Source organism: Cupriavidus sp. DB3 (genome assembly GCF_020418465.1).
In the GTDB taxonomy this organism is placed as follows: Bacteria; Pseudomonadota; Gammaproteobacteria; order Burkholderiales; family Burkholderiaceae; genus Cupriavidus; species Cupriavidus cauae.
In genome coordinates this window covers 111175-124814 of sequence record NZ_JAIZPL010000002.1, presented here as the reverse complement: position 1 = coordinate 124814, position 13640 = coordinate 111175, and the positions used below count along the sequence as shown (strand labels likewise).

At 67.1% G+C, this 13640-nt stretch carries 10 protein-coding genes; 9 read left to right on the top strand and 1 reads right to left on the bottom strand.

Annotated elements, in window-relative coordinates; translation table 11 throughout:
* Nucleotides 1–51: 51 nt before the first annotated feature.
* Nucleotides 52–1719, bottom strand: coding sequence for a YdiU family protein (locus K7G19_RS06285; protein ID WP_370639502.1), 1668 nt, complete (start codon nucleotides 1717–1719; stop codon nucleotides 52–54).
* Between the two features lie 439 nt (nucleotides 1720–2158).
* Here K7G19_RS06285 and K7G19_RS06280 point away from each other — a divergent pair, with 439 nt between their 5' ends.
* The 9 genes from K7G19_RS06280 to K7G19_RS06240 all read left to right on the top strand — a co-directional run bounded on the left by K7G19_RS06280 (nucleotide 2159) and on the right by K7G19_RS06240 (nucleotide 13517).
* Complete coding sequence (locus tag K7G19_RS06280) at nucleotides 2159–3784, top strand: 3-(methylthio)propionyl-CoA ligase (RefSeq protein WP_226106456.1); 1626 nt, start codon at nucleotides 2159–2161, stop codon at nucleotides 3782–3784.
* A 158-nt stretch (nucleotides 3785–3942) separates the two neighbouring features.
* The gene (locus K7G19_RS06275; protein WP_149318803.1) at nucleotides 3943–5181 is read left to right on the top strand and encodes a branched-chain amino acid ABC transporter substrate-binding protein; all 1239 of its coding nucleotides are present in this window, start codon (nucleotides 3943–3945) and stop codon (nucleotides 5179–5181) included.
* 169 nt (nucleotides 5182–5350) lie between these two features.
* Nucleotides 5351–6298 (top strand): branched-chain amino acid ABC transporter permease, encoded by a 948-nt coding sequence (locus K7G19_RS06270; RefSeq protein WP_150082973.1) that lies wholly within the window; start codon nucleotides 5351–5353, stop codon nucleotides 6296–6298.
* Between the two features lie 4 nt (nucleotides 6299–6302).
* Nucleotides 6303–7616 (top strand): branched-chain amino acid ABC transporter permease, encoded by a 1314-nt coding sequence (locus K7G19_RS06265; protein WP_149318802.1) that lies wholly within the window; start codon nucleotides 6303–6305, stop codon nucleotides 7614–7616.
* Nucleotides 7613–8437, top strand: coding sequence for an ABC transporter ATP-binding protein (locus K7G19_RS06260; protein WP_149318801.1), 825 nt, complete (start codon nucleotides 7613–7615; stop codon nucleotides 8435–8437). The genes K7G19_RS06265 and K7G19_RS06260 overlap by 4 nt, the downstream gene beginning before the upstream one ends.
* A complete protein-coding gene (locus K7G19_RS06255; protein WP_149318800.1) occupies nucleotides 8437–9150 on the top strand; it encodes an ABC transporter ATP-binding protein in 714 nt (237 codons plus the stop codon). The genes K7G19_RS06260 and K7G19_RS06255 overlap by 1 nt, the downstream gene beginning before the upstream one ends.
* Before the next feature lie 322 nt (nucleotides 9151–9472).
* A complete protein-coding gene (locus tag K7G19_RS06250; RefSeq protein WP_149318799.1) occupies nucleotides 9473–11554 on the top strand; it encodes a 3-hydroxyacyl-CoA dehydrogenase NAD-binding domain-containing protein in 2082 nt (693 codons plus the stop codon).
* A 47-nt stretch (nucleotides 11555–11601) separates the two neighbouring features.
* Complete coding sequence (gene pncA, locus K7G19_RS06245) at nucleotides 11602–12249, top strand: bifunctional nicotinamidase/pyrazinamidase (protein WP_226106454.1); 648 nt, start codon at nucleotides 11602–11604, stop codon at nucleotides 12247–12249.
* Between the two features lie 89 nt (nucleotides 12250–12338).
* Entirely contained in the window at nucleotides 12339–13517 is a 1179-nt protein-coding gene (locus K7G19_RS06240) for an acetyl-CoA C-acyltransferase (RefSeq protein ID WP_149318797.1), read from the top strand.
* The last annotated feature ends 123 nt before the right edge of the window (nucleotides 13518–13640 follow it).

The window sequence follows — 13640 nt, the reverse complement described above, 5'->3', positions numbered from 1 at the left end:
CAATATCGGGCGATGCCAGGACGATCGGGGCGATCAGGTCGATCAGGTCGATCAGGACGAACAGCTTACCTCGATACCGGACGCCCAGTCGGGCGGCAGCGCGGCATACGACTCGGCATCGGGTTGCTCGTCGAACGGCCGCGACAGTACCGCCAGCAGCCGCTGCACCTCGCTGAAGTCCTTCTCCTTGGCGCGCTGGATCGCCACCTCGGCCAGATGGTTGCGCAGCACGTACTTCGGATTGACGGCCAGCATCGACACCGCGCGGGCCGCGTCGTCCGAGTTCTCGGCGCGCAGGCGGGCACGGTAGCGCTCGGCCCAGGCGTCCCAGCCGGCGCCGTCCATGAACAGGTCGCGCACGGGCGCGTCGCAGCTGCCGTCCGCCGAGGAGATGCGGGCGAGGTTGCGCCAGAACAAGGTGTAGTCCACCCGCTGGGTATGCAGCAGGCGGAACAGGTCGGTCAGCAGCGCCTCGTCCGCGCTGTCGTCGATGCCGGTGCTGGCCAGGCCCAGCTTGGCGCGATAGAGCTGGAAGAAGCGCAGCGCATAGCGGTCGCGGAAGGGATCGAGCCCGGCATGCGCAGCCTCGATCGCGGCCTCTTTGGCGGCCTCGGTGGGCGCCTGCCCGTCCTCGCGCTCGAGCCACAGCGGCAGCAGCGCCTGCGCCAGGCAATGCAGGTTCCAGAAGCCGACCTGCGGCTGCTGGCTGTAGGCATAGCGGCCCTGGTTGTCCGAGTGGTTGCAGATATGGTTGGCGTCGAAGGCGTCGAGAAAGCCGAACGGGCCGTAGTCGATGGTCAGGCCGAGGATCGACATATTGTCGGTGTTCATCACGCCGTGACAGAAGCCCACGGCCTGCCACTGGGCCATCAGGTCGGCGGTGCGCAGCGACACCTCGCGCAGCAGCGCCTGGTAGGGGCTGACGGTCTCGCCGCCGACGCGGTCGCGGCATTCCGGCATGAAACGGTCGATGACGAAGTCGGCCAGCTGGCGCAGCGCGGCCACGTCGTCGTGCGCGGCGAAATGCTCGAAGTGGCCGAAGCGGATGAAGGTCGGCGCCAGGCGCGTGACCACGGCGGCGGTCTCGATGGTCTCGCGGCGCACCGGCGCGTCGGAGCCGACGATGCACAGTGCGCGCGTGGTCGGAATGCCCAGCGCGGCCATCGCCTCGGAGCACAGGTATTCGCGGATCGACGAGCGCAGCACCGCGCGGCCATCGCCCATGCGCGAATACGGCGTCTTTCCCGAGCCCTTCAGCTGGATCTCCCACGGACCGTTCGCGGTCTGCGCCTCGGCCAGCCGGATCGCGCGCCCGTCGCCGAGCTGGCCCGCCCAGACGCCGAACTGATGGCCCGAGTAGACCGTCGCCAGCGGATCGGCCCAGCCGGGCACGCGGTTGCCGATGAAGATCTCGGCGAAGTCCTGCAGCGGTGGCGCCTGGTCGGGACTGGTCGCGTCGCCCGCTTGCCAGCCGAGCAGTTCCGCCGCGGCCGGGGCCACTGCGACCAGGTAGGGCGAGGGCAGCGGGGTCGGCTGCAGGCGCGTGAAGAAACGCTCGCCGAGCGCGGCAAAACCGGGCGCCACGGAGAAGGGAGGTTCGCTCGGGGCGGGATTCGCGCTCGTCCCGGCCGAAGCGTCGAGTCCGGTGAAAACGAGGGAATCGTCGGACGCCGGAGTGGACCCCGACGGAGGCAAAGCGGAAGACGGACGAGAGGACATGAGATCAATGCCTTGGCATCACGCGCCGGTCGGGCAGGGGCTGGGACCGGCGCGGTGCAACAGCCTGCAATCGGTGGCCTGCCCGGAAGTGCGCTTGCAGGCTAGGGAAAACGACATGTTGAGGTGCAACATGGCTGGCAGTATTGTACTTGCACGCCGCATTTTCCCTGGTCTGACCGCGGCGCCGCGGCCGGTGTTCCCGCTTGTACCCGCTTATTCCCGCTGGTTCCCATCGCGGCGCGGCCATCACCGGCAGTCTTCCCGTCATGTCGCCCGCTGGCACGCCCGCAGTGCACCGGGGTAGTGCATGAACGGGCAGCGCGAGCGTGATTGTCGACGCCTTCCGCTGGAAGGTTTTTGTCGGCCTAAAAAAAGAACGATTGTTCGCTTCTCGGCCTCGCCGCGGCGGACATGGCAACCGATACAGGAGACCATTCCCATGGCATTGATGGGACAAATGATGGGCGCGCCGCTGCTCATTTCCTCCATCATCACCCACGCCGCCCGCCATTACGGCAGCACCGAAATCGTTTCGCGGCGCACCGAAGGGGACCTCCACCGCTATACCTACCGCGATTGCGAGCTGCGCGCGCGCAAGCTGGCGCAAGCGCTGGGCAAGCTGGGCGTGCAGCCCGGCGAGCGGGTCGGCACGCTGGCGTGGAACGGCTACCGCCATCTCGAGATCTATTACGCCGTGTCGGGGATGGGGGCGGTCTGCCACACGATCAACCCGCGGCTGTTCCCCGAGCAGCTGGCCTATATCGTCAATCACGCCGAGGACCGCTACGTCTTCTTCGACCTGACCTTCCTGCCGCTGGTCGAAGGCCTCGCGCCGCATTGCCCGCAGGTCAAGGGCTGGGTGCTGATGAGCGACCGGGCGCATCTGCCGGCCGAATCGAAGCTGCCGCTGCTGTGCTACGAGGATCTGCTCGAGAGCCAGGACGGCGACTACAGCTGGCCGAGCTTCGACGAGAACACCGCGTCCAGCCTTTGCTACACATCCGGCACCACCGGCAATCCGAAGGGCGCGCTCTATTCGCATCGCTCCACGGTGCTGCATTCGTATGCGTCGGCGCTGCCGGACGCGCTCGGCTGCTCGGCCAAGGACGTGATCCTGCCGGTCGTGCCGATGTTCCACGTCAATGCCTGGGGCCTGCCGTACTCGGTGCCGCTGGTCGGCGCCAAGCTGGTGTTCCCCGGCGCCAAGCTCGACGGCGCCTCGCTGTACGAGCTGTTCGAGCAGGAGCAGGTCACCTTCTCGGCCGGCGTGCCGACGGTCTGGCTCGGCCTGCTGCAGCACGTGCAGGCCAACAAGCTGCGCTTCTCCAGCTTCAAGCGCACGGTGATCGGCGGCTCGGCCGCGCCGCCGGCGATGATCAAGGCGCTGAACGCGCTCGACGTCGAGGTGATCCATGCCTGGGGCATGACCGAGATGTCGCCGCTGGGCACCACGTGCAAGCTGCTGAACAAGCATCTGGCGCTGCCGCCCGAGCAGCAGCAGGCCATCCTGGAGAAGCAGGGTCGCGTCATCTACGGCGTCGACATGAAGATCGTCGACGGCGAGGGCCGCGAGCTGCCGTGGGACGGCAAGGCCTTCGGCGACCTGATGGTGCGCGGTCCGTGGATCATCGACCGCTATTACCGCAGCGACAGCTCGCCGCTGGTCGACGGCTGGTTCCCGACCGGCGACGTCGCCACCATCGATGCCGACGGCTACATGCAGATCACCGATCGCAGCAAGGACGTGATCAAGTCCGGCGGCGAATGGATTTCGTCGATCGACGTGGAGAACGTGGCCGCGGCGCATCCGGCGGTGCATATGGCCGCCTGCATCTCGGTCCACCATCCCAAGTGGGACGAGCGGCCGCTGCTGGTGGTGATGAAGAAGCCCGGCACCGAGCTGACGCGCGAGGAGCTGCTGGCCTTCTTCGAGGGCAAGGTCGCCAAATGGTGGATCCCGGACGATGTGGCCTTCGTCGACGAGATCCCGCTGACGGCCACCGGCAAGATGCAGAAGCTCAAGCTGCGCGAGCAGTTCAAGGACTATCGGCTGCCGACGGCCTGAGGCAGGGCCGTCGCAGAGCACGTGCAGCAGCGGCGGCGCCCTCGGTGGCGCCACCGTAGAAGCAAACGGGCCCATGGGAAAAGCCGCGCGACAAGCGGCAGCCCCGGTCGCCCGCTCATCACGATAGCCAACGAGAGAAAGAGAGAAGGAGACAAACCATGATCAGATTGCGTCCGCTCGTCGCCGGTGTGGCATTGCTCGCTGCGCTGGGCCCGGGGGCCGCCGCGGCGGATACGGTGAAGATCGCGTTCATCGATCCGCTGTCGGGCCTGATGGCGCCGGTCGGCCAGAACCAGCTCAAGAGCTGGCAGTACGTCGCCGAGCTGGCCAATCAGAAGAACTGGGCCGGCGGGCACAAGTTCGAGGTCGTGGGATTCGACAACAAGCTGTCGCCGCAGGAGAGCCTGACGATCCTGAAGCAGGCGGTCGACCAGGGGATCCGCTACGTGGTGCAGGGCAACGGCTCGTCGGTCGGCCTGGCGCTGCAGGACGCGGTGGCCAAGCATAACGAGCGCAATCCCGGCAAGGAAATCATCTACCTGAACTATGCCGCGGTCGATCCGGATATGACCAACTCGAAATGCAACTACTGGCATTTCCGTCTGGACGCCAACTCCGACATGAAGATGGAGGCGCTGACCACCTACCTGGCGCAGGACCAGAACGTCAAGAAGGTCTACCTGATCAACCAGAACTACTCGTTCGGCCACCAGGTCGCGCGCGCCGCCAAGGAATATCTGAAGCGCAAGCGTCCCGACATCCAGGTCGTCGGCGAGGACCTGCACCCGCTGGCGCAGGTCAAGGACTTCTCGCCCTACGTGGCGAAGATCAAGGCGGCCGGCGCCGATACCGTGATCACCGGCAACTGGGGCAGCGACCTCGCGCTGCTGATCAAGGCCGCCAAGGACGCCGGGCTGAACGCCAACTTCTACACCTACTACGCGGCCACCACCGGCGTGCCGACCGCGATGGGCGCGGCCGGCGCCGAGCGCGTGCGCTATGTCGGCTACTACAACCCGAACAACAAGGGCTTCCGCGGCTCGGAGGTCATCGAGGGCTACGAGAAGAAGTACAACGACGACTTCTACGTGATGGCCTCGTACACCGGCATCGCGATGCTCAGCAAGGCGTTCCAGACCGCCAAGTCGACCGACCCGGTCAAGGTCGCCAAGGCGCTCGAGGGCATCAAGGTCGAGAGCATGAACGGCACCGTCGAGATGCGCGCGACCGACCACCAGGCCCAGCAGCCGCTGACCATCGCCACCTGGACCAAGGTCGACGGCAAGGAAGTCAAGTACGACCAGGAAAACACCGGCTACGGCTGGAAGACCAACGCGGTGCTGGACGCGCATGTCGCCGCCCAACCCACCTCCTGCCAGATGAAGCGTCCAGGCTGATTTCCGGACGCGCCACGCGCGGCGCGCCCGTGGAGTCGATGCCCGCCAGTGCCGGTGGTATGCTGCCGGCCCCTGGGGGCACAGATACGGCCGCCGCGCCCGCCCTCGCTTCGCCTTCGCCGGCCGGCGGCGCATGCCGCCAGCCCGGCGCCAGATGGAAGGACTGGCTGTGGAATTCTTCATCATCTCGCTGTTGAACGGCATCAGCTACGGGCTGCTGCTGTTCATGCTGTCGTCGGGCCTGACGCTGATCTTCAGCATGATGGGCGTGCTGAACTTCGCGCATGCGAGCTTCTACATGCTCGGCGCCTATTTCGCCTATTCGATCTCGACCACGATCGGCTTCTGGCCGGCGCTGATCGTCGCGCCGCTGCTGGTGGCGGTGGCGGGCGCGCTGGTCGAGCGCTTCGGCTTGCGGGCGGTGCACAAGTACGGCCACGTCGCCGAGCTGCTGTTCACCTTCGGCCTGGCCTACCTGATCGAGGAGGGCGTCAAGCTGGTGTGGGGTTTGGCGGCGGTGCCGTACCGGATCCCGGCCGAGCTCGACGGCCCGCTGTTCACGGTCTTCACCTCGGCCTTCCCCAAGTACCGCGCCTTCATGATGCTGGTGTCGCTGGCGATGCTGGTGGCGATCTACCTGGTGCTGACGCGCACGCGCATCGGGCTGGTGATCCAGGCCGCGCTGACGCATCCCGAGATGGTCGAGGCGCTGGGCCACAACGTGCCGCGCGTCTTCATGCTGGTGTTCGGCGGCGGCGCCGCGCTGGCGGGCCTCGCCGGCGTGATCGGCGGCAATGCCTTCGTCACCGAGCCGTCGATGGCGGCGGCGGTCGGCTCGATCGTGTTCGTGGTGGCGGTGGTCGGCGGCATGGGCTCGCTGGTCGGGGCGTTCATCGCGTCGATCCTGATCGGGCTGCTGCAGACGTTCGCGGTCACCATCGACGCGTCGCTGGCCGGCATGTTCAATTCGCTGGGGCTGAACGTGACCAGCGAAACGCCGTTCTATTCGCTGTGGCGGCTGACGGTGGCGCAGGTCGCGCCGGTGCTGCCGTATCTGCTGCTGGTCGTGATGCTGATCTTCCGCCCGCGCGGCCTGATGGGAACCCGGGAGAGCTGAGGCGATGGAATCGACGATGCAACGCACGCAAGACACCGCGCTGAGCGGCGGCACGATGCGCTACCGGCCGCTGAACCTGGGCCGCTGGGTGCTGTGGGGCACCACGGCGCTGCTGATGCTGGTGCTGCCGCTGATCTTCACCGGCGGGTTTGCCATCACGCTGATGTCGCAGATGGGCATCATGATCGTGTTCGCGCTGTCGTACAACATGCTGCTCGGCCAGACCGGCATGCTGTCGTTCGGGCACGCGGTCTACTCGGGGCTGGGCGCGTTCATCGCGGTCCATGTGCTGAACATGGCCGGCGCCGGCACGGTGTGGATGCCGGTGTCGCTGCTGCCGCTGGTCGGTGGCCTGGCGGGCGCCTTCTTCGGCGTCATCTTCGGCTACGTGACGACCAAGAAGTCCGGCACGACCTTCGCGATGATCACGCTGGGCATCGGCGAGATGGTGTTCGCCAGCTCGCTGATGTTCCCGGAGTTCTTCGGCGGCGAGGGCGGCATCTCGACCAACCGCGTGGTCGGCGAGCCGTTCCTGGGCATCACCTTCGGGCCGGGCCGGCAGGTCTATTACCTGATCGCGATCTGGTGCCTGCTGTCGATGGCGGCGATGTACGCATGGACGCAGACGCCGCTGGGCCGCATCGCCAACGCGGTGCGCGACAACCCCGAGCGCGCCGAATTCATCGGCTACAACACGCAGCGCGTGCGCTACCTGGTGCTGATCCTGTCGGCGTTCTTCGCCGGCATCTCGGGCGCGCTGGCGGCCATCAACTTCGAGATCGTGTCGGCGGAGAACGTCAGCGCCGTGCGCTCCGGCGGCGTGCTGCTGGCCGCCTTCATCGGCGGCGCCGGCTTCTTCTTCGGGCCCATCATCGGCGCGGTAGTGTTCGTGCTGTTCGCGGTCGCGCTGTCGGACCTGACCAAGGCCTGGCTGCTCTACCTGGGCCTGTTCTTCGTGCTGATGGTGATGTTCGTGCCGGGCGGGCTCGCCAGCCTGCTGATGATGCAGCTGCCGCTGGTGGCGCGCGGCAAGTTCCGCCAGATGCTGCCGTCCTACGGGCTGTGCGCGCTGGCCGGGGTGGTGCTGCTGGCGGCGATCATCCTGACGGTCGAGCTGGTCTACAAGGTGCAGGTCGACAGCGCCAACGGCACCGCGATGTCGCTGTTCGGCATTGCGTTCGACGCCGGCACGCTGGCGCCGTGGGGCGTGGCGGCCGCGCTGTGGCTGGTGGGGCTGGCCGCATGGCGCTTCACGGTGGGGCAGGCGCGCCTGCGTTGGGACAAGGTGCAGGCGGAAATCGCGGGAGGAGCGGCATGAGGCGGGATACCACGGCGGCGCTGGAACTGACCGATGTGCGCAAGCGCTTTGGCCAGACCGAGATCATCCGCGGCGTGACGCTGAACATCGCGCGCGGCGAGCGCCATGCGCTGATCGGTCCCAACGGCGCGGGCAAGTCGACCACCTTCAATCTGATCTCGGGCCGCTTCGCGCCGACCTCGGGCTCGGTGCGGCTCAATGGCGAGGAGATCGGCGGCCTGCAGCCCTTCGTGATCAATCGCAAGGGGCTGTCGCGCAGCTTCCAGATCACCAACATCTTCCATCGGCTGACCGTGTTCGAGAACCTGCGCTGCGCGGTGCTGTGGGCGCTGGGCTACAAGTACTCGTTCTGGCACCGGCTGTCCGAGCTGCGCGACGCGCGCGAACGGGCCGAGGAGGTGCTGGAGCTGATTGGCCTGCAGCACCGGCGTCATACGCAGTCGGGCCTGCTGACCTACGCGGAGCAGCGCGCGCTGGAGATCGGCATCACCATCGCCGGCGGCGCCGACGTGATCCTGCTGGACGAGCCGACCGCCGGCATGAGCCGCTCGGAGTCGGACCATGCGGTCGAGCTGATCCGGAAGGTCACCGTGGGCAAGACGCTGGTGATGGTCGAGCACGACATGAGCGTGGTGTTCGGACTGGCGGACCGCATCTCCGTGCTGGTCTACGGCGAGGTGATCGCCACCGGCACGCCCGAGGCCATCCGCAACGATCGCCGCGTCAAGGAGGCCTACCTGGGCACGACGCTGGACGAGGGCGAAGGCGGGGGCGAAGGCGCGGGCGCGGTGGGCGCAAGCGCAAGCGAGGGGGCGCACTGATGGGCAAGCGCATGCTGGAAGTGCAGGGGCTGCACGCCTACTACGGCAAGAGCCATATCCTGCATGGCGTCGATCTGCATATCGACGAGGGCGAGATCGTCGCGCTGCTGGGGCGCAACGGGGTCGGGCGCTCGACCATGGCCAAGGCCATCCTCGGCATGGTCAAGTCCGAGGGCTCGGTGCGCTTTCGCGGTGACGAGATCCTCGGGCGGCGCACCTTCGAGATCGCGCATCTGGGGGTGGGCTACGTGCCCGAGAACCGCGACATCTTCCCCACGCTGACGGTGCGCCAGAACCTGCTGCTGGGCGAGAAGCCGAATCCGCGCCAGAGCCGGCCGCGCTGGAGCACCGACGACATGTTCGCGCTGTTCCCGCGCCTGAAGGAGCGCGAGAACACGCCGGCCGGCGTGCTGTCCGGCGGCGAGCAGCAGATGCTGACGCTGTGCCGCACGCTGATGGGCGACCCCGACCTGGTGCTGATCGACGAGCCCACCGAAGGGCTGGCGCCGATGATCGTCGCCCAGGTCGCCGACTACCTGAAGGTGCTGAAGGAGCGCGGCGTCTCGGTGCTGCTGATCGAGCAGAAACTGGCGATCGCGCTCGACATCTCGCAGCGCGTCTACGTGATGGGCCACGGCCATATCGTCTTCGAGGGAACGCCGGCCGAACTCAAGGGCAATGCGCAGGTGCGCAAGGAGTGGTTGGAGGTTTGAGGGCCCCAGAACAGGCTGTTGAAGAGGCCGCTAAAGAGGCTGTGAAGCGGCTGTTATCGACCGCTTCCGTTTCGACCATGCATGCCATGAAGGCGCGCCATGCAGCCCCCGCATGGCGCGCTTTTTTTGTGCCTGCAGCGGCGAATTTCTCCTCCAAAATAGAAATTGAACGACCGTTCTATTTTGTGTATGCTTGTTTCGCTGCGCCTCCCGGGCCGGCCGCTCGCGCGTACCATTCCAGGGGTGCCCATGGCGCAGCCGAAGTAAAAACAATATTCGAGAATTCGAATCCCGAGACAACCAAGACACCAAAGGAACCAGCATGACAGCGCAGTATCAGGTTCAGGACGGCATCGCCGTCATCACGCTCGACAATCCCCCTGTCAACGGCCTGGGTCACAGCACCCGGCTTGGCATCGTCGAAGGCATGACCCGTGCGCTGGACGATGCCGCGGTCAAGGCGGTCGTCATCACCGGCGCTGGCAAGGCGTTCTCGGGCGGCGCCGATATCCGCGAGTTCAACACGCCGAAGGCGACGCAGGAGCCGACGCTGCATTCGGTGATCAAGGTGATCGAGAATTCGACCAAGCCGGTCGTCGCCGCGGTGCATTCGGTGGCGATGGGCGGCGGTCTGGAACTGGCGCTGGGCTGCAACTACCGCGTCGCCGCCAAGGGTGCACAGATCGCGCTGCCCGAAGTCAAGCTGGGCATCCTGCCGGGCGCCGGCGGCACGCAGCGCCTGCCGCGCGTGATCGGCCTGGAGGCCGCGCTCAACATGATCGTGACCGGCAATCCGGTACCGTCGGAGAAGTTCGCCGGCACCAAGCTGTTCGACGAGATCGTGGAAGGCGACGTGCTGCCCGCCGCGATCGCCTTTGCGCGCAAGGCGGCGTCCGCGCCCGGCCCGCACCCGAAGGTGCGCGACCTGAAGGTGCGCCATGAAAACGCCGAGGGCTTCCTCGCCTTCGCCAGGAACACCGTTGCCGCCGTGGCGAAGAACTTCCCGGCGCCGGGCAAGTGCGTCGAGGCCGTGGCCGCTTCGCTCAAGCCCTTCGACGAGGGCCTGCGACTGGAGCGCGAAGGCTTCATGTTCCTGGTCAATACGCCGGAATCGCGCGCGCTGCGCCATGCCTTCTTCGGCGAGCGCGCCGCCAGCAAGATCCCCGACGTGCCGTCGGACACGCCGACCCGCAAGATCGAGAAGGTCGCCGTGATCGGTGCCGGCACCATGGGCGGCGGCATCTCGATGAACTTCCTGAACGCGGGCATCCCGGTCACGGTGCTGGAAACCAAGCAGGAAGCGCTGGACCGCGGCGTGGCGACGATCCGCCGCAACTACGAGAACAGCGCCAAGAAGGGCAAGCTGACGCAGGAGAAGGTCGAGCAGCGCATGGGTCTGCTGTCGACCACGCTGTCCTATGACGACATCAAGGACGCCGACCTGATCATCGAGGCGGTGTTCGAGGAAATGGGCGTCAAGGAAACCGTGTTCAAGAAGCTGGACGAAGTCGCCAAGCCCGGCGCGATCCTGGCCTCGAACACCTCGACGCTCGACGTCAACAAGATCGCCTCGTTCACCAAGCGTCCGCAGGACGTGGTCGGCATGCACTTCTTCAGCCCGGCCAACGTGATGAAGCTGCTGGAAGTGGTGCGCGGCGACAAGACCGGCAAGGACGTGCTGGCCACGGTCATGCAGGTCGCCAAGAAGATCAAGAAGACCGCGGTGGTGTCGGGCGTCTGCGACGGCTTCATCGGCAACCGCATGATCGAGCAGTACAGCCGCCAGGCCGGCTATCTGCTGGACGAGGGCGCGCTGCCCGAGCAGGTCGACAAGGCGATCGAGAAGTTCGGCTTCGCGATGGGTCCGTTCCGCATGGGCGACCTGGCCGGCAACGACATCGGCTGGGCGATCCGCAAGCGCCGCGCGGTGGAAAAGCCGGACATCCAGTATTCGAAGACCGCCGATCTGCTGTGCGAGATGGGCCGTTTCGGCCAGAAGACCGGCGCGGGCTGGTACGACTACAAGCCGGGCGACCGCAAGCCGTATCCGAACCAGCAGGTCAACGAGATGATCGTCCAGCATTCCAAGGATCTCGGCATCACGCGCCGCAAGATCTCGGACGAGGAGATCGTCGAGCGCCTGGTGTACGCGCTGGTCAATGAAGGCGCGAAGATTCTCGAGGAAGGCATTGCCTCGAAGGCCTCGGACATCGACATGGTCTACCTGACCGGCTACGGCTTCCCGCTGCATCGCGGCGGCCCGATGCTGTACGCGGACCAGGTCGGCCTGTACAACGTGCTGCTGTCGATGCAGCGCTATGCCAAGGGCTACCACGGCGAAGCGTGGGAGCCGGCGCCGCTGCTCAAGAAGCTGGCGGCCGAGGGCAAGGGCTTCAACGGCTGAGCGGCGACGGCGGCCACGGCGACAACGGCGACGACAACGGCGACGCAATGGACAAGACCCTGCGCAGACGCTTCGGCAACAGCGATTGCCTGCTGGTGATCGATGTGCAGAACGACTTCATGCCCGGCGGCGCGCTCGCCGTGCCCGAAGGCGACCAGGTCGTGCCGGTGATCAACCGGCTGGCCGAGGCGTTCACGCATGTGGTGCTGACGCAGGACTGGCATCCGGCCGACCACGTGTCGTTCGCGGTCAACCATGCCGGCGCGGCGCCGTTCCAGACCACCACGCTGCCGTATGGCGAGCAGGTGCTGTGGCCCGCGCACTGCGTGCAGGGGCAAGCGGGCGCCGAGCTGCATCGGCAACTGGCGGTGCCGCACGCGCGGCTGGTGATCCGCAAGGGCCATCAGCGCGAGGTCGACAGCTATTCCGCCTTTGTGGAGGCGGATCGCACGACCCCGACCGGGCTGGCCGGCTACCTGCGCGAGCATGGCGTGCGCCGGGTGGTCTGCGTCGGGCTGGCGACCGACTACTGCGTGGCCTGGAGCGCGCTGGACGCGCGCGCGGCGGGCTTCGACGCGGTGGTGGTCGAGGACGCCTGCCGCGCGATCGACCTGAACGGATCGCTGGACGCCGCCTGGGCGAGCCTCGCCGAGGCGGGCGTTGGCCGGGTACGCGCCGCCGAGCTGCTGAGCTGAGATGGCCCGCGCGAGGGCGCGGGCACCGAGACATCGAGACATCGAGACATCGAGACACACCAGACACCGAGAATACTGAGGAGCAACAAATGAACGAGGCAGTGATCGTATCGACCGCACGGACCGGTCTGGCCAAGAGCTGGAAGGGCGGCTTCAACATGACGCACGGCGCCACCCTCGGCGGCCATGTGGTCCAGCACGCGATCGCGCGCGCCAACATCGAGCCGGGCGAGGTCGAGGACGTGCTGATGGGCTGCGCCAATCCCGAAGGCGCGACCGGCGCCAATATCGCGCGCCAGATCGCGCTGCGCGCCGGCTGCCCGGTGACGGTGCCGGGCGCCACGGTGAACCGCTTCTGCTCGTCGGGCCTGCAGACCATCGCGATGGCCGCGCAGCGCGTGATCGCCGACGAGGGCGACATCTTCGTGGCCGGCGGGGTGGAGAGCATCTCCTGCGTGCAGCAGGAAATGAATCGCCACATGATCCAGGAAGGCTGGCTGGTCAAGAACAAGCCGGAGATCTACTGGAGCATGCTGCAGACCGCGGAGAACGTCGCCAAGCGCTACAACATCCCGCGCGAGCGCCAGGACGAGTACGGCGTGCAAAGCCAGCTGCGCGCGGCGGCGGCGCAGGAGGCGGGCAAGTTCAACGACGAGATCGTGCCGCTGACGGTGCTGGCCGGCGTCGCCGACAAGGCCACCGGGCAGCTGGTGACGCGCGAGGTCACGGTCTCGGCCGACGAAGGCATCCGCCCGGACACCACCTACGAAGGCGTGTCGAAGATCCGCACCGCGATGCCCGGCGGCGTGATCGCGGCCGGCAATGCGTCGCAGTTCTCCGACGGCGCTTCGGCCGCGGTGGTGATGAACGCGAAGCTGGCGGAGCAGCGCGGCCTGAAGCCGCTCGGCGCCTTCCGCGGCTTCGCGGTGGCCGGCTGCGAGCCCGATGAAATGGGCATCGGCCCGGTGTTCGCGGTGCCCAAGCTGCTGAAGAAGGCCGGCCTGAAGGTCGAGGACATCGGCCTGTGGGAGCTGAACGAGGCGTTTGCCGTGCAGGTGCTGTACTGCGCCGACAAGCTGGGCATCCCGATGGACCGCCTGAACGTCAACGGCGGCGCGATCGCGGTGGGCCACCCCTACGGCGTCTCGGGCGCGCGCCTGGTCGGCCATGCGCTGATCGAAGGCAAGCGCCGCGGCGTCAAGTACGTGGTCGTCACCATGTGTATCGGTGGCGGCCAGGGCGCGGCCGGGCTGTTCGAGGTGCTGTAAGCCGAGGCCGCCGGTGTCCGCACCGTCCGCCACACCGTCCGCCGGCTCGGCCGGGTCCACAGGGCCTGCAGGGTCCACCGGTCCGGCGGGCTCCGCCAACGAGCCCGGCGAGCGCGGCAAGCC